A 17,926-nucleotide genomic window follows, 5' to 3' on the forward strand; every position below is an offset into this window, starting at 1 on the left:
ATAAAGATTACTGGTATTATTCAGCGGTTGATACGCAATTAGCATCCAACCTAAAAAATGGTAAAAACCTGGGCACAATGGGGGGGGGATGTCAGCAAAGGGATAGATAGTGCAGTTGCCATTGTGACAGGTATTATTTCGGGTGATATTACCGGTGGGCTGGCTGGTGCCAGTGCTCCTTGGCTGGCAGAGCAAATCAAAAAGCATACCGGCCATATGGATGAAAATGGCAACTGGGTAACCGATAATGTTGCCGGAAACTTAGTTACTCATGCGATTTTAGGCGCTGTGGTTGCGGAGCTACAAGGCAACTCAGGATTATCGGGTGGTCTGGGCGCAGTTGGGGGAGAACTGGCAGCGCAAGTCATTCGAAAAACATTCTATGGGGATAAAAACGACAACGAATTAACCGAAGCAGAAAAACAAAACATCAGCGCACAGGCCCAACTTGTCACTGGACTGACTATTGCCGTTGCAGGGGGAGATGTGGGTGATGCCGGCACTGCTATCGCTGCTGGTAAAAATGCGGTTGAGAATAATTTTATGGCTCAACAAGTGATGGATGAGCATGAAAAAGATTACAAAGATGGTTTATTACTTTTCAATGGAGATGAAAAGAAAGCAGCTGAATATGCCAATGGTATTATTGTTGATAAAGGTCAAGCTGCATTGATTGGATTAGGTAGTTTATTCGCTGCACCAGTATTACCAGAAAGCGCCATTATTGGTGGATCATTAAGTGGTGCTATTAATGCTGGGATGCAATATGTATTGAATAAAGACGGTAGTATTTCTTGGACTGATGTCGGAATTTCGACTGGTGTTGGAGCTATTACTGGCGGAATCGGAACCGGTTTTTTGGGAACTGTTGGTTGGAATGCGGCAGGAGGAGCAACATCAAGTTATTTAGAGGGAAAAGATCCATTAGTTGGCGCAGCAATAGGCACAATAAGTTCTGGCGTTGGATATTTCGGCGGTAAATTGTTAAAAGGCTCATTGCAGAAAGTATTTAATCCAGTTTCAAAACAATATGAATGGGTACCTATAGGTATTTGGACAATAACTAAACCTGCAGCACAAAGTTCAGTTCCTGCTATTAGTGGAAGTGCGCTTGATTCAGGGCTAAGTGAAATTACACAAAAAGTCATTAATATTAAGTTGAAAAAGACTGAAAATGAGAAAAAATAGAAAATATAATGCCTTATTATTTTTAGTAATAGCAACTCCTTTTATGTTTTTTTGCTGTACTATTATAATTGAATTAATAATATCAACACTTATTTATATTAAATATGGTAACTTTATATTTAATATAGATGACTTTTATCTAGCTTTAAAAATAGTTCCTTTTGGTATTCCTGCAGGAATCGCTATGTGGTATTTGGAGTGTCGTCGTTTAGGAATTAAGATCTTTGGCAAATAATTAAGATCCCAGCGTAAAAACTGGGATTTTTTATATCCGTGATCCTCATCGCAGCACATTGTTTCTTGTTCAGCTAATCCAATCTTGTGTGCTAATAATGTAGCAACGTGGTTAATCGAAACAGTTGGATTTGAAGGTAATCCAGCGGCAGGTTTTGGGATGCTGCTAGCGTATTTGCTAATTCATTAAGTAAGGCTGAATTAAATGACCTTGCCGCAATAATGGAATTATATAAAAATAACCTAATAGAAAATCCATCAGCCCTATTAAATGAAATAAGAACGACTCTTAGTGAAAACGGGGCTTATAAAATTGTTTATGATAGAGCAAATAATACAATCATTAAACAAATTAATGCTGGAAATGGGACAGTCAATAATATATCTAATCTAAATCCTAATGAAATTAGATTCTCACAGAATACGGTTTCATACTCTAAAACAGATAGAGTTACAGGGAGCAAATATACTTACGATGACCTTGTAACTAGTATGAAAAATAATGGTTGGAAAGGTGATCCAGTTGATGTAGTAAAAATGCCAGATGGAAAAATAACAAGTATGGATAATACACGGATTACTGCAGCGCGAGAAGCTGGTATAGATGTTAAGGCAACTATTCATAATTTTAACGAGAAACTAACACCTGAAATCCAGAAAGCTCGAGGCTGGGAACAATACAATACAATACTTGGGGGAAAAGCAATCCAAGGACGTATAAATAAACAATCGGGAGGGTTTGGAAAAATAAACCCAAATGGATCTATAGAATCTCCAAAAATAAAAGGTAAAAAGTAATGTCAAATATTTTTTTATATAATTGTCCTATATTACCTAATGGTTTTGTTTTTCCTAAAACCTATATTGATCTAATAATAAATAATAATATTATTGAAATTGACCCGTGGTCTTTTTTATGTCGAGATAAAGGAATGTCGTTAAGTTATTATGGTTCAATGCTGATAAAATATAAGGAGCATCCTTTAATACCTTTTGCTATAGCAGATGATCAATCAGGATTTTTTAATGATGGATATATTATTTTAGCCTGCTTTGATGGAAAAGATACGAGTGGAGATCCGAAAGTGTATTTTCATGATTATGGTTATCGTGGGGAAGAACCATCTTGGGAAAACCGCTACCATTTAGATAATTTTTCAACTTGGTTTGAATTAGCCAAAGAAGAATCAGCCCAATATAAAGCAGAACAGGTTGAGTTAGATAAGATTTAATCAAATATTAAAAAAGTATTAGGGACTGTATTAGTCAACCAAACACCGTTATCAGCCAAATAAAATTTAAAACCTTGTTGATACATCTGCAAGGTTTTTACTTTTAATACTACCGGTTTCCCATGTCTTTCTCCTACTTTATTTGCCGTCTTCTCATCACCAGATAAATGAACATAATGACGACTACCAGCAACTAATCCTTGTTTTTTAATGGAATCAATAAATCGGGTTGCAGTGCCATGATATAAAAATTCTGGAGGCATTTTTTCTGCATGGCTAATGTTTACTTGTTGAGTTGAATGTCCTTGTGCTGCACGTATTTTTAAACCATCATCCGAAATAGTAAAACGTTTTTTATCATTTGTTTTAACAACTCGCTCAATCAACTCTCTAGTAAGCGGTTCTCCATATTGATTTGCTTGCTTTACTAGGTTATCAATATTAACCCAACCATCAGAATCTAATGTAATACCAATAGCTTCTGGTTGATGTCTCAAAATATAACTTAAAAATTTACTTATTTTATCTAGTTGTTTGCTCATATTTATTTCCTGGATAATTCGCACATTGTAGTGGAGAAAATCTACCATTTATTTTTAAAATTGCAAATCAATCTCTATCACCAACTTGCCTTGTTTAATCTTAATAATAACAGGGCAGCCTACATAAAATCTTATCTGCTCCAGCCATCTGCCTTTGATGGTCAGTTGTGGTCTTGGGTTGGGCTTTGTGCCTTGTGGCACATAACCGATAGTATAAAATCGTTCATTAAGTTGCGGTGCAGGTGCTTTGTCTTTGGTTGATTTTAGCTTAGAATGAACCTTAGCTATAGTTAACTCCGAGTAAGTTTGTGGTTAGCAGTTTAGCGGTGGTGGTACACCGTTAATCTACGCTGTTATTTACTGTCTTGTGTAACTCGCCAGGTTTTAATCAACTGCTTAGTCTGATGCTTTAAGAACATTGCGTCTAAAATCTCTTTTACCGACTTTTGTTTGTCAGATGTTATCTGCTTGAGCGCCTCAAACTTAAACTTAAGTTCATCCGGTGGCTTTAGTTTCTCCTATTTTTTCAGATGTCTATCAATCAACATAGTATCGAAAACAAAGCCGACTTTAAGGTGATACCGGTATCGATAAGTGGCGGTACGGTAGTACTCGATGCCTCAGTGGCATATTAAAACAGTGATAAAGACATGCGTACCACTAAATCAGCGGTGAAAAAAGATAGTTAATCATCCACAATCAGGCTAGATTTTTATTTTAATTAGAAACTGTAGCTAAAATCCCTTTTCCTGTATAACAATACGCTTTAGCTTGATAAGCAATAAAAGCTGATTCTCCTTTGCTAAGGACTACTGATTCAAATTCTGTGGTCAAGCAAATCTTTCCTTCAAGGCATAATACTATTTGTGCGCTAGTTACCTTTTGTTCTTGTTGTTGATCATTACTGTATATAATTTCGAAATTAAAATCGTCAACTGGAACCGGAAAAGAGGTTTTATTAGCTTTGATTATTGGTTTTATTAGTAAATTATTTAAACTTAAGCTATCAAAACTTGTATTGTTTACTAACTGCTGTATATCAATGTGTTTGTGCGTTAAGCCTGCTCTAAGCACATTATCTGAGTTTGCCATTACTTCAAGTCCTGTTCCTTTGATATAAGCATGAGGCGTTTGCGCATCTAAAAACATAGCTTGCCCGGGTTGTAGTTCAATAACATTTAAAATTAATGGCATAAATATACCGATATCATTTGGATATTCTTGAGCAAGCATCTTGATTGTTGAAAAAGGCTCAATTTCTATATCGTTTATGCTATTTAGTAATTGATTAATTAATTGTAATTTTTCTTTTTCAGAAAGATTCAATAACGCTGTAAAAAACAGTTTCAATTGCTGAGGTGTACAATTATTTTTCAATTTTAAGATTTCATTTTCAAGTATCGAAACGTTAACTTTTGCAAACAGCATAAGTATTTCATCGATAGGTCGAAATGATCGCATCGCTTTAAAGGGGGTTAAGGCGTAAATTAATTCTGGTTTATGATTAGGATCTTTATAATTTCGCTTTGGATCATTAAGGGCAATGCCTAATTGATTTTCTTTTTCAAAACCACATTTAGCCGCGGTTTTTGTTGGATGAACCTGTATTGATAAGGCTTTATTCGCGGAAAGTATTTTAAAAAGATAAGGTAAACCAGCAAATTTTTTGTATGTATCTTCACCTAAAATAGCTTGCGGGTTATCATTGATCAATTTATCAAGTTTGACTTTGTGATTGTCAATTTCAATGGCTGTTGAACAGCCGATTGGATGCGCTCCCATCCAAATTTCCGCCATTGGTTTTTGACTGGGATTACTGATCCCCAAAATTTTTGTTATCTGATCCATACTACCCCAATCAAAGTGTTTAATTGGGTTTTCGAGTTTCCATATTGTTTGTTTCATCGTTTTTACCATTAACAATAAAAAATTGGTGTTGAAATCACTAAGTAATTGTAGGTAACTATACCCTTGATAAAAAAACTTGCAAACTAATAAATATAAGCCAGCAAATTAAATAGCTAAACTGGCTTTTATTACTAATTAATAGAAATATTTAAACCTTACACGTGCACCATAGCGATCATCGGTATTATCACCATGAGATTTACTTCTATCCAATAGTGAATAATAGGTACCTAAATAAATATTAAAATTGTCCATATCTAATACGTTATTAATTAAGTAAGAAGCATTAACTGTATGGATTTTATATTTTCCTTTATTATTGATATGACCGTCTTTGATACGATTTTCTAGGTTAAATTTTTTAATATCATTATTGGCAAAAATGTACCCAAATCCAATTTGTTCCCAAACTAGATTGGTAGCTATAGTCATATCTTTTTCATCTTTGGCATTCATATATGCAAAGCTAGTATTGATTTTAAGTCCTTTATTCGATGCGTTCCAGTCACCTTCGTTATTCCATGAGAATGTTGCGCCATAGCCTGTTCGTTTAGATTGATCTCGAAATTTTTCATCATTGTCATAGTAACCATAAGCATTTTTAACAACATTGGTTTCGGCTGCAATTGCTGTTGATACACTATCATTTTTCCAAGATAAAACAGGACGAACATACGCAACATTTTTCTTTTTGTCGATGTTATAGCCATGATAAGTTGATTTGTTGAACATCTTCTCACCATTGTTAATTAATCCATTTAATTCGAAATTAAAATTAGTTAAAAAGGGTTTATTTAATTGAATACTCCCGCCATTTTTGCTCCTACCTCGACCTTCTTTCATCATATAAATATATCCAAAACCGTCTTCATAAAGATCATTGGCGGTATTGCCTGAATATTCGATAAACGTATCTTGACCCAGTGGAAACATGTCATAAGCTTCGTAACGACCAATTTTAATATTCCACTCCTTTTTTTGCCCAAAGTAAAAAGCTGCATCATCAAGGTTCATATCACCACTTAAATCAGCAAGAGGTTGTACTGTAAAACCAGCATAATTAGAATGGTTGATTTCTCGATAACCATCTAAACCAATCAAAATTCGCCCATTGATATCCCAGCGATCTTTGTCGGCAGGTTGATTTTTTTTATCAGCGGTTTGTTTTAATGAACTTAGTTGTTGTTTACTGCTTGCTGCATCGGTATTGAATTCAACATCACCATATAATTTTAATTTTCCTTGTTGTGTATCCCATTGAATTGCAGCATTGGCAATAGAACTTAATCCCAATAAACTTAATACAAAAAATTTTTTCATGATTGCGACTCCTTAAATAGTTTAAAATTAGTTTATGTATACGATAACATTCAATTATTATATGATTTATTTGTTATTATTTTTTATGTTTGCAAAATAAATGATAACGTTTACATTTATATGTTATGAGGTGATTCAATTTTTTAAAACTTGAAAAAGCGATTTATGTGACATGTGCAACATTTTTAGTAGATTGATTTTTTATGGATTAATTTTTGCCGATTTTTATCAAGGTTATTTAACTAAGCAGACAACAAGCTGAAACTGTATTTTGCATACAATAAAGTATATAATGCCCAGCAAATTTAATTATTTATCGTTAAAATTATACTTTTTATGAAATCTTCTATTATCAGCAAGTTAGAAACCCTGCAAGAGCGCTATGAAGAAGTTCAAGCATTATTATCTGATGCTTCGGTTATTGCCGATCAAAATCGTTTTCGTACGCTTTCTAAAGAATACTCTCAATTATCTGGCGTGGTTAAATGTTTTACGAGTTGGAAGCAAACACAAGAAAACATTGAAACCGCTAAAATGATGTTGTCAGATCCTGAGATGAGTGAAATGGCTCAAGAAGAACTCGATGAAGCATTAGGTCAAGTTGAAGAACAAGAAAGACAATTACAAGTTCTATTATTACCTAAAGACCCTAATGATGATTACAACTGCTTTGTTGAAGTTAGAGCAGGGACTGGAGGTGATGAAGCGGCCATTTTTGCTGGGGATTTGGCAAGAATGTATACTCGCTATGCTGAATCAAAAAATTGGCGAGTTGAAATCATGAGCTCAAATGATGGTGAACATGGCGGTTATAAAGAAGTGATTATGCTGGTTAGTGGTGATGGTGTATACGGTAACTTGAAATTTGAATCAGGTGGCCATCGTGTTCAACGTGTACCAGAAACCGAATCGCAAGGTCGAATTCATACTTCAGCGTGTACAGTTGCAGTATTACCTGAAATTCCCGAAGCGGAAATGCCAGAAATTAACCCAGCAGACTTAAAAATTGATACTTATCGTTCCTCAGGGGCGGGTGGTCAGCACGTTAATACCACTGATTCAGCTATTCGTATTACCCATATTCCAACCGGTATTGTCGTTGAGTGTCAAGATGAGCGTTCACAACATAAAAATAAAGCTAAGGCGATGTCTGTATTAGCTGCACGTATTCAAGATGCAGAAACGCGAAAACGACAACAAGAAGAAGCTTCAACCAGACGTAATTTATTAGGTTCAGGTGATCGTTCAGATAGAATTAGAACGTACAATTACCCACAGGGTCGAGTTACTGATCACCGTATTAACCTGACTATTTATCGCCTAGATGAAGTGATGGAAGGTAAATTAGAAATGTTAATTGATCCAATCGTTCAAGAGTATCAAGCGGATCAACTTGCGGCATTATCGGAACAGGATGAATGACTTATTTAGAATGGCTAAAATCAGCATCACAAACGCTCACTGAAAGTGAGAGCCCTAAACGTGATGCTGAAATTTTATTGAGCTTTGTTACGCATAAAACACGCACATTTTTGATGGCTTTTAGTGAAACATTACTTAATGATGATGAGCTAATTGCCTTAGATGGATATCTTAAAAGACGTCAAGCTGGCGAACCGATTGCCTATATCACGGGTGAAAAGGAATTTTGGTCTTTAAAGTTTCATGTCTCAAATGCCACATTGATTCCAAGACCCGACACTGAAAAATTAGTTGAATTAGGTTTGGAATATTTATCTAAAATACCTTGCGAAGTCCTAGACTTGGGGACAGGGACAGGTGCTATTGCTATTGCAATGGCTACAGAGCGCCCAGATTGTTTATTTACCGCAGTAGAAAAAAATAAAGATGCATTAATTTTAGCTCAAGAAAATGCTAATCAAATTGGGGTTAATAACGTTTATTTTTTACAAGGTGATTGGTATAAGCCGATTAAGAATCGTAAATTTTCAATGATTACCAGTAATCCGCCTTACATCGAACCAACCGATATACATTTATCGCATGGTGATGTGCGATATGAACCAAGAACAGCACTGGTTTCGGAAGATGAGGGGCTGGCAGATATTAAATTAATTGTACAAGGTGCAACTAAACACCTTCATCAATATGGTTGGTTGCTAATTGAACACGGCTGGAAACAAGGTTTGGCCGTTCAAACAATTTTCAAACAACATGGATTTCAATTAGTCGAAACCGTCGCTGACTATAGTGGTAACGATAGGGTTACGCTTGGTCGATGGTTTAAACCTTAACTAGGAATATTTTATGAAGCAACAAAAAAGAGTTAAAGTTGGCGATATTACTGTCGCTAATGATTTACCATTTGTGTTATTTGGTGGTATGAATGTTCTTGAATCACGTGATTTAGCCATGAAAATCTGTGAACATTATGTTACCGTGACAAATAAATTGAATATCCCTTATATTTTCAAAGCCTCTTTTGATAAGGCAAATCGTTCTTCAGTACACTCTTATCGTGGACCAGGTTTGGAAGAAGGCTTGAAAATTTTTGAAGAACTAAAAAAACAATTTGGTATAAAAGTGATTACCGATGTGCATACCGAAGCGCAATGCCAGCCAGTTGCAGATGTAGTTGATGTAATTCAGTTGCCTGCATTTTTAGCAAGGCAAACAGATCTGGTTGTTGCAATGGCTAAAACTGGTGCGGTGATAAATGTTAAAAAACCACAATTTGTAAGCCCAGGCCAAATGGGAAATATTGTCGAAAAGTTTGAAGAAGCCGGTAACGATCAAATTATTCTTTGTGATCGTGGTAGCTGTTTTGGTTATGATAATTTAGTCGTTGATATGCTGGGTTTTAATATTATGAAAAAAGCCAGTCATGGTTCACCTGTTATTTTTGATGTCACCCATGCTTTACAATGTCGAGATCCAATGGGCGCAGCGTCTGGCGGTCGACGGGGTCAAGTGACTGAGCTTGCGCGTTCAGGTATGGCTGTAGGTATTGCAGGGTTATTTTTAGAATCTCATCCAGATCCTAGTCATGCAAAATGTGATGGTCCATCAGCGTTACCATTAGCAAAACTAGAACCATTTTTAAAACAGATGAAAGCAATTGATGAGTTAGTAAAAAGTTTTGACGAAATCGATACGGAAAACTAATACTAATAAAGTCTGTTATTAACGGCAAATCAAATAAAGAGAAATGTGAATCGTTTCTCTTTTTTTTGTTCGATACTTTCTAAATATTGCTCATATTGATAATAATTCAATATATTCAATTTATTACTTTACCTATCACACTACTGTTTAGGTTTTAAAGATCGCTTAAATAATTATTTTTTTATCTGAAAAAAGTCGGCTTTTATTTAATAAAAATAGTATTAATTTCTATTTTTTGGTGATTTTGATCACGATTTAAGATCATTTAATTTGCGAACTAAAATATGTTTATGCATTATAAAAATACTTATTTATCTGTTATCTGATGTAAATCGCTTGCCAAAATAGGCGTTAATTGTCATTTACATGAAAATAAGTTAGTGATTTAACTTTGCAAAAAATTTTTAAAGTGAGGCTGTGACTTGTTGTATAAATAAAATAATTTTAGGGAAACAAACATGAATCTAAATACGCTTGCTGTTGTACCATCCCGTTTTCATTTTCTAACAAAATATATTTTATCCTTCTCTTTTTTTTATAGTATTAATCCTGTGTATGCCGTTTATGAAAATAATTTTGTTGATGATTCATCACTCACGGGAAATGTATTTTTCTGGAATCGTGATCGAGAAAGAAAAAATATTGAAGAACATAAATATGAAAAAAACCTCAGGCACTCATCATTTAACACAAATTTAGATTTCAAATCGGGTTATATGGCTGATCGCTTTGCAATTGAGTTAGGTGGTTATGGTGCTTGGGAAGTCAGTAATGGTGGCAATGGACACCCTAATGAAATCGGTTTTAGTGGTGCCAATACCCGATGGGATGAGGATTGGAAGAAAGATGTCAGTGGGCTGAGTTTTTATAAAGCGCTAGTAAATTTTAAACTCGACGACAAATTTTGGCTTAGAGCAGGGTATATTCAACCTTCAGGTCAAACATTACTGGCGCCACACTTAAGTTTATTACCCGGTACTTATCGAGGTGTGGAGTTTGGTAGTTTGCTTGATTTCGATGATGCCGGCGCTTTATCCATGTCTTATATGTGGACCGATAAATACAAAGCGCCTTGGTATAAACGACTTTATGAATTTAAACAATGGGGCAAAGGAAAAAAAATTGATTACCTCCATTCTGCTGGTTTGAAATATGACTTTAAAAATGATTTAGTGTTAGAAACCGCCTTTGGTCAAGCGCAAAATTATATGAACCAATTTTTTGGTAAAACCTCATATAAAACCGATATTTTCAATAATCCACTTACCATGAGTTATCAATTTTATGGGGCTAAAGATCAGTCTCATAAAGGAAAAAATGTTTATGATGGTTTGGCGTGGTTGCAAGCAGCTACTTTAGGTTATCAAATGGGACCGGTTGGTCTACGACTTGAAGGTGTGGTTGTTAAAGCGAAAGGGGAACAGGGCTACTTTCTACAGCGCATGACGCCGGATTATGCTTCTTCAAATGGTCGATTAGATGTGTGGTGGAATTCACGTTCTGACTTTAATGCCAATGGTGAGAAGGCGATATTTACTGAAGTCACTTATGATTTAGGCGATCTATCAAATTACTTAACCGGTTGGAAAGCAGGTACGTCTTATGCTTATGGTTGGGATGCAAAACCGAGCACAAACAAACAGTTTAACCAAAAGAAACGTTTAATTGAGTCAGCTTATAATTTTGATTTAGGTTATACCGTACAAAATGGTTGGATAAAAGATACGTCTTTACAACTTCATTATACCAAATACAACAATCACACCAATATCCCAAGCTGGGAGGGCGGATATGGCAATATCTTCCAAGATGAACACGATATCAAATTTATTGTTACTGTTCCTTTCACCATTTTCAATGCTAAACAAAAATAGGTAATTGTCATGATAAAATTTAAATCAGCTATTATAGCTACATCGATAGCATCATTATTCAGTATGGGCACTGCACAATCAGTGAATGCTTCACAAAAAATTGTGGATACCATGAGTTCACAATTACGCCTAAATTATCATATAGTTGATAATAATGCTGTAAATCATGGTATAGATTGTGCTGCATTGGGAGCAGATTGGGCATCTTGTAACAAAGTGACGTTAACACTTAAAAACACGGGGCCTGCGATAACTGACAAAGATTGGGCAATCTATTTTCATAATATTCGGATGATTTTAGCCGTCAATAATGATCAATTTAAAATCACCCATGTGACAGGTGATTTGCACAAGCTTGAACCGACTAACAAATTCAAAGGTATTCCCGAGAAAGCTATTGTGAACATCCCCATCATTGGTGAATATTGGCAAATTAGTGAAAGTGATGTGATGCCTAGATGGTATGTTACCTCGTCAAATGCTGAACCTAAAGTGATTGTTAATACGGATACTGATTCTGATAATCTATCGGCATTTGTTGAACCTTTAGGCGAACAATGGAAAATATCCCCCAATGATCATAATATTTTAATGACGCCTGAACATCGTTATCATCATAACAATGATATACAACTTATTAATGCCGAGTTGTTAAGAGGACAGATTTTGCCGACACCATCGAAACTTACTGTTGGTAAGGAAATGGTCACCCTCAATGAAAATGGTGTTAATTTAGTCCTTAATGGCTTAGCAAAAGAGAGCGAATCGGTATTAAATGAACATTTTAAAGTATTGAATATCCCTGTTAGCGGTAAAGGCTTTAACATTAAAGCCTCAATTGATAAAAGTGCATTTGAGAAAGGGGTAAAAGGGAGTTATAAGTTAGATATCACTCCTGAAGGGGCAACCATTTTAGCTTTTGATCAAAGTGGCATTTTTTATGGTGTAGAATCGATATTATCTGTATTACATGTCAATAACCCTCAAATTATTCCTGTACTTTCAGCTGAGGATGCCCCGCGATTTGAATATCGTGGAATGATGTTAGATACCGGTCGAAATTTCAAAAGTAAAGAAGCGGTATTACAGTTACTTGATACGATGTCAAAATATAAAATGAATAAATTTCATTTCCATTTGAGTGATGATGAGGGGTGGCGAATTGAAATTCCAGGTTTACCTGAACTGACCAATTTTGGTAGTAAACGTTGTCATGATTTGAGTGAGAAAAAATGCTTATTACCACAACTCGGATCGGGTCCAAATAGCAATAATAGCGGCAGTGGATACTTTACTCGAGATGATTATATTGAAATCGTAAAATACGCCAATGCTCGTTTTATTGAAGTCATCCCAGAAATCGATATGCCTGCTCATGCTAGAGCCGCTATTAGGTCGATGGAAGTGAGATATCAACGCCTAATGGAACAAGGACAAGAACAACAAGCGAATGAATATCGATTGGTTGATCCAAGCGATACATCCAATACAACAACGGTACAATTTTATAATCGACAAAGTTATCTCAATCCATGTTTGGAGTCTTCGAAAAAATTTGTTAATAAAGTCATTAGTGAAATCGCTAAAATGCATGTTGAAGCTAACCAGCCCATTACAACTTGGCATTTTGGTGGTGATGAAGCAAAAAACATTCATTTCGGTAATGGCTACCAAGATATCCATGCCGCTCAAAAAGAGGCTGGTAAAGGTTTAATCGATCAAAGTGTTGAAGATCATCCATGGGCAAAATCACAAGCCTGCCAAACCTTTGTCAATACTGGCGTAGTTGAGAATTTTGAACATTTACCAAGTTATTTTGCCGTCGAAGTAAGTAAAATCATTAAAGACAATGGGATTAATCGCATGCAAGTTTGGCAAGATGGTGTAAAATTTGCTAATGATGCCAACGCTTTTGCCACCGATGAAGTGATTGTCAATTTCTGGGATAACTTGTATTGGGGCGGGTATGATTCAGTGAATGAATTTGCCAATAAGGGCTATAAAGTTATTGTATCTAATCCTGATTATGTCTATTTAGATATGCCTTACGAAGTTAATCCAAAAGAAAGCGGGTATTATTGGGCTGCTCGGTTTAATGACGAACGCAAAATCTTCAGTTTTGCGCCAGATAACTTGCCACAAAATGCTGAAACTTCTTTTGATCGTAACGGTGATGCCTTTGCAGCTAAGGGTACAATGGATTGGCCAGGTGCATATGGTTTATCAGCACAAATTTGGACTGAAAATATTCGCACAGATGAGAAAATGGCTTATATGGCCTATCCTCGATTACTCAGTGTTGCCGAACGCGCATGGCATAAAGCCGATTGGGAAACAAATTATCAAAAAGATCGCCAATTCAAAATAGGTGAAACCCATTATGTTGATCAGCAAAAACTTTTTAATGATTGGAACCAATTTGCCAATTTATTAGGGCAACGAGAATTAGCTAAATTGGATGCGGCTTTAGTTGATTATCGTCTACCTGTCCCTGGAGCAAAAATTGAAAATGGTAAATTGATAGCAAATATTGTTTTCCCTGGTTTAAGTATTGAATATTCAATTGATAAAGGGCAGCAGTGGCAGCGTTATCAAGGTCCAGTTTCGCTGAATCATCACGACAAAATTTTGGTGCGTAGTGTTTCGCCAAATCAGAAAAGAAAGAGTCGTATCGAAGAATTATAATACGTTAAGCAATAAATATTCTTATCCGTTAAATATGCGGATAAGAATGCCGTTTATTATTTTTTATGATTAGTGGAGGGTCTCAGCAGATTCGTCTTCAATAAAATCATCATCACTACCATCTTCATAATAAGTACCCCATCCGTCGTAATTGACGTTAAATTGATTGGCCAGCGTGATTATTTCAGCAATTTGTGCGTTAATAAGTTCGGCATTAAGAGGGCTTTCTGCAATAATATCAAAGCCAATAACTAAATTACCCGCATCATCTACATCTTCATCGGGATCGGTTGCTTCATAGCCTAATTTGTAAGCTTCTACTGCAACCTTTTCTAAATTATCAAAATTTTGTGATGAAATATGATGTTCAATCAAATAAAGTGCATGAGGATCGCTACCATCATCTAAAAGTTCCTCAATAATAGCTAATGTATCTTGCTGAGCAAGCATAATTTGATCTTTCATAATATACCTTTTAGTGGTCATACAAATTGTGTGGTATATTACACGTTTAAAAATAATTATCGAGAAAAAAATGATCGTTGACTTACATTCGCACACTACTGCATCGGATGGAATTTTAAAGCCAACAGATTTAGTCAAAAGGGCCGTTGAAAATCAACTTCAAATGTTAGCAATTACCGATCATGATACAGTAAAAGGATTGCCAGAAGCTATATACACTATTGAAAAAGACAAATTACCTATAAAATTAATTCGTGGCGTTGAAATATCAACAGCCTGGAAAAATAATGAAATACACATTGTTGGCTTAAATATTGATATTGAAGATCCCCAATTAACTGCTTTGTTATTACGGCAAGAGCAAGGTCGCATAGATAGAGCAAAGGCTATTAGTAATAAATTAGCAAAAGTAAGTATTGAAAATGCTTATGAACAAGCTCAAGAATATGCTAAAGGTGATATTGTCTCACGTGCTCATTTTGCACGTTTTTTAGTGGCTAAAGGGTATGTAAAAGATGTGAATCGAGCCTTCAAAAAATATTTAGGCAAAAGTGGTTATGCTTACGTACCTTCGCAATGTTGCACGATTGATCACGCGGTAAATGCGATACATAATGCGGGAGGGCAAGCAGTACTTGCACATCCCAGTCGTTATGATTTAACGTTAACTAAGTTAAAACTTTTGCTTAGTGATTTTAAACAATTTGGCGGTGATGCAATGGAAGTTTCGCAAAGTCGACAAACACCAACTGATCTACAATTATTAGCTAAACTCGCAAATGAATTTGGATTACTGGCATCACAAGGATCGGATTTTCATGATTTGGTTAATTATCTTGATTTAGGTAAAACAGCACCACTACCAAGCAGTGTTACACCAATCTGGCATAATTGGGTGTTATAAATGAAGATTGATATTAAGATACGTCAGATTGATATTGTTAAAATTATTAATTGTGATCATTTAAACTAAAATGATATGTTAAATATAAAATTGGATTGAACAACATTATGAGCCAAACTTTTTATATTCATCCTGATAATCCACAAACTCGATTATTAGAGCAAGTGGTAAAAATATTGAATGATGGTGGCGTAATAGCTTTTCCGACTGATTCTGGCTATTCACTTGGTTGTTTGTTAGATAATAAATATGGCGTAGATCGTATTTGTCAAATCCGTCAGTTAGATAAACATCACAATTTTACGCTAATGTGCCGTGATCTTTCAGAACTTTCATCCTATGCTTTTGTGGATAATACCACTTTTCGGCTCTTAAAAAATAATACACCAGGTCGGTATGTTTTTATTTTGTCCGCGAGTAAAGAAGTTCCACGACGATTAATGAATGAAAAACGTAAAACGATTGGATTACGTATTCCTGATAACAAAATAGATCTGACTTTATTGGAATTATTAGGTCAACCTTTGATGACAACTACATTAATTTTACCCAATGATACTCAGGCCCAATCCGATCCCGATGAGATAGAAGATAAAATTGGCCATCAACTTGATGCAATTGTACATGGCGGCTATATTAGCGAACAACCAACAACCGTTATAGACTTGACCCATGACTACCCTGATATTATTCGTCAAGGTAGTGGTGATACTACACCATTTGAATAGCCGTTTTTTTATACGTTATTTTAATATTGATAATGTTTTGAATAGATAAATGATACCTGAGAAGGTAACAGTGAGGACAATATGAAACATAGCACAACAGCAGTTTCAAAATATGAAAACACAGCAGATACAAGAAAAATAAAAAGCAATAAATCAACAGACAAACCGGTAAAGCTGCAAAAATCATTTTCGACAAAGCGGGCACCGTCTGTACACGATAACAGCGAAAAATTACAGAAAGTCTTAGCCAACTTGGGTAATGGTTCTCGCCGTGAAATTGAAGCAATGATCGCCGCAGGTCAAATTAGTGTTGATGGTAAAATTGCAACATTAGGTGATCGCGTTGATATTAATACTAATCCTAAAATTCGTATTAACGGTCATCTAGTACAACTTCGGAGTAAAGAAAAAGAAATCTGTCGTGTACTTGCCTACTATAAACCAGAAGGTGAGATTTGTTCCCGTAACGATCCTCAAGGTCGAGCAACCGTGTTTGAACGTTTGCCTCGTTTGAAAAATGCTAGATGGGTGAATATCGGTCGGCTTGATATTAATACTTCGGGATTGCTACTATTTACTACAGATGGTGAACTTGCCAATCGGTTAATGCATCCCAGACATGAAATTGAGCGAGAATATGCGGTTCGGGTTTTTGGTAATGTGACCGATCAACAAATTAGTCAACTGCGCAAAGGTATACAACTTGAAGATGGTCCTGCATCATTTAAATCGATCAAAGCGCAAGGTGGTGATGGTCTTAATCAATGGTTTAATGTGGTCATTACCGAAGGCCGTAATCGAGAAGTTCGTAGAATGTGGGAAGCCATAGATGTACAAGTAAGTCGATTGTTGCGTATTCGTTATGGTAACATCACGCTACCTAAAGGTTTATCACGTGGTACATGGATGGAGTTAAGCCTTGATTCAGTCAATTATTTACGGGAAATTGTTGGTTTACCTGCCGAAATTAAAAGTTTTACTGTAAATTCTACTTCGGGTAAGTCTAATGTTCGGCCTAAGCGAGTCAAACTGAATAACTTATCTCGATCATCGCGCCAAGCGACAGCAAAAAAGCCGACTCGTAAATAGAATCTGTCCTCCTAATGAATTCGATATTATTGGGAGGATACTTTCAACAACGCTATCTCATCTTTTCAAAATTAAATTTAATTTAGATTTTTGCTCATGACTATAGCCAAAAAAGTTAATAAATCGCCAAAAATTTTTTATAAACTTTGTTACGCTGATTAATACTGAGTTAATTAGTGATAAAAAAACAAACGATTGTCATCTGCAATGGACTGATAATTTAACTAAAATTTTTGAAAGGAAATATGATGCGGTTAACTATAGCAATTTTTTAATTTTTCTTTTAACAGCCTGTATACTCGTACTGGTGACGATGCATATAAAGAAGGAAAATATTTAGAAAGTATTAGTTTATTAGCCACCGGTATTGAAGAGAAAGGTGAACGTAAATTTGATAAAGATAGTGCTAAAAAAAACTACATTCTTTAGTTAGTAATATTACAGCACATTATGAAACAAGTATTAGCTAATACCGCAACCACAGATTATCAGACTTGCATTGATATCTATCAAAGCTTGCTCAGAATCATGTTAAACGATTGTTTCTTTAGTCAAACAGTAACTTCCTTTGATGATAAATACACTATTGAGCAGTTAGAACAAACCATTGCTAAATAATATTATGAATATG

18 protein-coding genes are annotated in these 17,926 nt (G+C 35.4%); 13 read left to right on the forward strand and 5 right to left on the reverse strand.

Annotated elements, in window-relative coordinates; translation table 11 throughout:
- The first annotated feature begins 57 nt into the window (after positions 1-57).
- The 4 genes from J3U56_RS04820 (at position 58) to J3U56_RS04835 (ending at position 2,654) form a co-directional block, all read left to right on the forward strand.
- The gene (locus tag J3U56_RS04820) at positions 58-1,188 is read left to right on the forward strand and encodes a VENN motif pre-toxin domain-containing protein (RefSeq protein ID WP_267366871.1); all 1,131 of its coding nucleotides are present in this window, start codon (positions 58-60) and stop codon (positions 1,186-1,188) included.
- Positions 1,175-1,423: a hypothetical protein gene (locus J3U56_RS04825; protein ID WP_065635144.1), complete on the forward strand. Its 249-nt coding sequence runs from the start codon at positions 1,175-1,177 to the stop codon at positions 1,421-1,423. Before J3U56_RS04820 ends, J3U56_RS04825 begins: the two co-directional genes overlap by 14 nt.
- A gap of 221 nt (positions 1,424-1,644) precedes the next feature.
- Complete coding sequence (locus tag J3U56_RS12070) at positions 1,645-2,220, forward strand: hypothetical protein (RefSeq protein WP_324101528.1); 576 nt, start codon at positions 1,645-1,647, stop codon at positions 2,218-2,220.
- Positions 2,220-2,654 (forward strand): hypothetical protein, encoded by a 435-nt coding sequence (locus J3U56_RS04835; RefSeq protein WP_267366874.1) that lies wholly within the window; start codon positions 2,220-2,222, stop codon positions 2,652-2,654. The genes J3U56_RS12070 and J3U56_RS04835 overlap by 1 nt, the downstream gene beginning before the upstream one ends.
- On the opposite strand, the gene J3U56_RS04840 is transcribed toward J3U56_RS04835, so the two are convergent.
- From J3U56_RS04840 to J3U56_RS04850, 4 genes are all read right to left on the reverse strand, one after another.
- Positions 2,651-3,196 (reverse strand): RNA 2'-phosphotransferase, encoded by a 546-nt coding sequence (locus J3U56_RS04840; RefSeq protein WP_267366876.1) that lies wholly within the window; start codon positions 3,194-3,196, stop codon positions 2,651-2,653. The two genes, J3U56_RS04835 and J3U56_RS04840, sit on opposite strands and share 4 nt — an antisense overlap.
- A gap of 54 nt (positions 3,197-3,250) precedes the next feature.
- The gene (locus J3U56_RS12115) at positions 3,251-3,484 is read right to left on the reverse strand and encodes a SymE family type I addiction module toxin (protein ID WP_416380295.1); all 234 of its coding nucleotides are present in this window, start codon (positions 3,482-3,484) and stop codon (positions 3,251-3,253) included.
- Between the two features lie 429 nt (positions 3,485-3,913).
- Positions 3,914-5,101 carry a mannose-6-phosphate isomerase, class I gene (gene manA / locus J3U56_RS04845; RefSeq protein ID WP_267366878.1) on the reverse strand — a complete coding sequence of 396 codons (1,188 nt, stop codon included), beginning with the start codon at positions 5,099-5,101 and terminating at the stop codon, positions 3,914-3,916.
- A 138-nt stretch (positions 5,102-5,239) separates the two neighbouring features.
- Positions 5,240-6,424 (reverse strand): carbohydrate porin, encoded by a 1,185-nt coding sequence (locus tag J3U56_RS04850; RefSeq protein ID WP_267366880.1) that lies wholly within the window; start codon positions 6,422-6,424, stop codon positions 5,240-5,242.
- 336 nt (positions 6,425-6,760) lie between these two features.
- Here J3U56_RS04850 and prfA point away from each other — a divergent pair, with 336 nt between their 5' ends.
- The 5 genes from prfA (at position 6,761) to J3U56_RS04875 (ending at position 14,109) form a co-directional block, all read left to right on the forward strand.
- Entirely contained in the window at positions 6,761-7,846 is a 1,086-nt protein-coding gene (gene prfA, locus J3U56_RS04855) for a peptide chain release factor 1 (protein ID WP_267332515.1), read from the forward strand.
- Positions 7,843-8,679, forward strand: a complete 837-nt coding sequence (gene prmC / locus J3U56_RS04860) for a peptide chain release factor N(5)-glutamine methyltransferase (RefSeq protein WP_065798068.1) — start codon at positions 7,843-7,845, stop codon at positions 8,677-8,679. Before prfA ends, prmC begins: the two co-directional genes overlap by 4 nt.
- 13 nt (positions 8,680-8,692) lie before the next feature.
- Positions 8,693-9,550 carry a 3-deoxy-8-phosphooctulonate synthase gene (gene kdsA, locus J3U56_RS04865; protein ID WP_267332516.1) on the forward strand — a complete coding sequence of 286 codons (858 nt, stop codon included), beginning with the start codon at positions 8,693-8,695 and terminating at the stop codon, positions 9,548-9,550.
- A 458-nt stretch (positions 9,551-10,008) separates the two neighbouring features.
- Positions 10,009-11,424: an OprD family outer membrane porin gene (locus tag J3U56_RS04870; protein WP_267366882.1), complete on the forward strand. Its 1,416-nt coding sequence runs from the start codon at positions 10,009-10,011 to the stop codon at positions 11,422-11,424.
- A 9-nt stretch (positions 11,425-11,433) separates the two neighbouring features.
- Complete coding sequence (locus tag J3U56_RS04875; protein WP_267366885.1) at positions 11,434-14,109, forward strand: beta-N-acetylhexosaminidase; 2,676 nt, start codon at positions 11,434-11,436, stop codon at positions 14,107-14,109.
- Between the two features lie 69 nt (positions 14,110-14,178).
- On the opposite strand, the gene rraB is transcribed toward J3U56_RS04875, so the two are convergent.
- Positions 14,179-14,574, reverse strand: coding sequence for a ribonuclease E inhibitor RraB (rraB, locus tag J3U56_RS04880; RefSeq protein ID WP_267332519.1), 396 nt, complete (start codon positions 14,572-14,574; stop codon positions 14,179-14,181).
- Between the two features lie 70 nt (positions 14,575-14,644).
- On the opposite strand from rraB, the gene rnm reads away from it, so the two are divergent.
- The 4 genes from rnm to J3U56_RS04900 all read left to right on the forward strand — a co-directional run bounded on the left by rnm (position 14,645) and on the right by J3U56_RS04900 (position 17,913).
- Positions 14,645-15,478 (forward strand): RNase RNM, encoded by an 834-nt coding sequence (gene rnm / locus J3U56_RS04885; protein ID WP_267344832.1) that lies wholly within the window; start codon positions 14,645-14,647, stop codon positions 15,476-15,478.
- A gap of 107 nt (positions 15,479-15,585) precedes the next feature.
- Positions 15,586-16,206: an L-threonylcarbamoyladenylate synthase gene (locus J3U56_RS04890; protein WP_267332521.1), complete on the forward strand. Its 621-nt coding sequence runs from the start codon at positions 15,586-15,588 to the stop codon at positions 16,204-16,206.
- A gap of 81 nt (positions 16,207-16,287) precedes the next feature.
- Complete coding sequence (gene rluB / locus J3U56_RS04895; protein ID WP_267332522.1) at positions 16,288-17,295, forward strand: 23S rRNA pseudouridine(2605) synthase RluB; 1,008 nt, start codon at positions 16,288-16,290, stop codon at positions 17,293-17,295.
- A 450-nt stretch (positions 17,296-17,745) separates the two neighbouring features.
- A complete protein-coding gene (locus J3U56_RS04900; RefSeq protein WP_267348250.1) occupies positions 17,746-17,913 on the forward strand; it encodes a hypothetical protein in 168 nt (55 codons plus the stop codon).
- Positions 17,914-17,926 lie beyond the last annotated feature (13 nt).

Source organism: Gilliamella sp. B2824 (assembly GCF_026536245.1).
GTDB lineage: Bacteria > Pseudomonadota > Gammaproteobacteria > Enterobacterales > Orbaceae > Gilliamella.

Excerpts from the sequence above, each read along its gene's own strand:
- J3U56_RS04820 (WP_267366871.1), top strand. The coding sequence starts at position 58 with ATGGTAAAAACCTGGGCACAATGGGGGGGGGATGTCAGCAAAGGGATA.
- J3U56_RS04825 (WP_065635144.1), top strand. The coding sequence starts at position 1,175 with ATGAGAAAAAATAGAAAATATAATGCCTTATTATTTTTAGTAATAGCA.
- J3U56_RS12070 (WP_324101528.1), top strand. The coding sequence starts at position 1,645 with ATGGAATTATATAAAAATAACCTAATAGAAAATCCATCAGCCCTATTA.
- J3U56_RS04835 (WP_267366874.1), top strand. The coding sequence starts at position 2,220 with ATGTCAAATATTTTTTTATATAATTGTCCTATATTACCTAATGGTTTT.
- J3U56_RS04840 (WP_267366876.1), bottom strand. The coding sequence starts at position 3,196 with ATGAGCAAACAACTAGATAAAATAAGTAAATTTTTAAGTTATATTTTG.
- manA (WP_267366878.1), bottom strand. The coding sequence starts at position 5,101 with ATGAAACAAACAATATGGAAACTCGAAAACCCAATTAAACACTTTGAT.
- J3U56_RS04850 (WP_267366880.1), bottom strand. The coding sequence starts at position 6,424 with ATGAAAAAATTTTTTGTATTAAGTTTATTGGGATTAAGTTCTATTGCC.
- prfA (WP_267332515.1), top strand. The coding sequence starts at position 6,761 with ATGAAATCTTCTATTATCAGCAAGTTAGAAACCCTGCAAGAGCGCTAT.
- prmC (WP_065798068.1), top strand. The coding sequence starts at position 7,843 with ATGACTTATTTAGAATGGCTAAAATCAGCATCACAAACGCTCACTGAA.
- kdsA (WP_267332516.1), top strand. The coding sequence starts at position 8,693 with ATGAAGCAACAAAAAAGAGTTAAAGTTGGCGATATTACTGTCGCTAAT.
- J3U56_RS04870 (WP_267366882.1), top strand. The coding sequence starts at position 10,009 with ATGAATCTAAATACGCTTGCTGTTGTACCATCCCGTTTTCATTTTCTA.
- J3U56_RS04875 (WP_267366885.1), top strand. The coding sequence starts at position 11,434 with ATGATAAAATTTAAATCAGCTATTATAGCTACATCGATAGCATCATTA.
- rraB (WP_267332519.1), bottom strand. The coding sequence starts at position 14,574 with ATGAAAGATCAAATTATGCTTGCTCAGCAAGATACATTAGCTATTATT.
- rnm (WP_267344832.1), top strand. The coding sequence starts at position 14,645 with ATGATCGTTGACTTACATTCGCACACTACTGCATCGGATGGAATTTTA.
- J3U56_RS04890 (WP_267332521.1), top strand. The coding sequence starts at position 15,586 with ATGAGCCAAACTTTTTATATTCATCCTGATAATCCACAAACTCGATTA.
- rluB (WP_267332522.1), top strand. The coding sequence starts at position 16,288 with ATGAAACATAGCACAACAGCAGTTTCAAAATATGAAAACACAGCAGAT.
- J3U56_RS04900 (WP_267348250.1), top strand. The coding sequence starts at position 17,746 with ATGAAACAAGTATTAGCTAATACCGCAACCACAGATTATCAGACTTGC.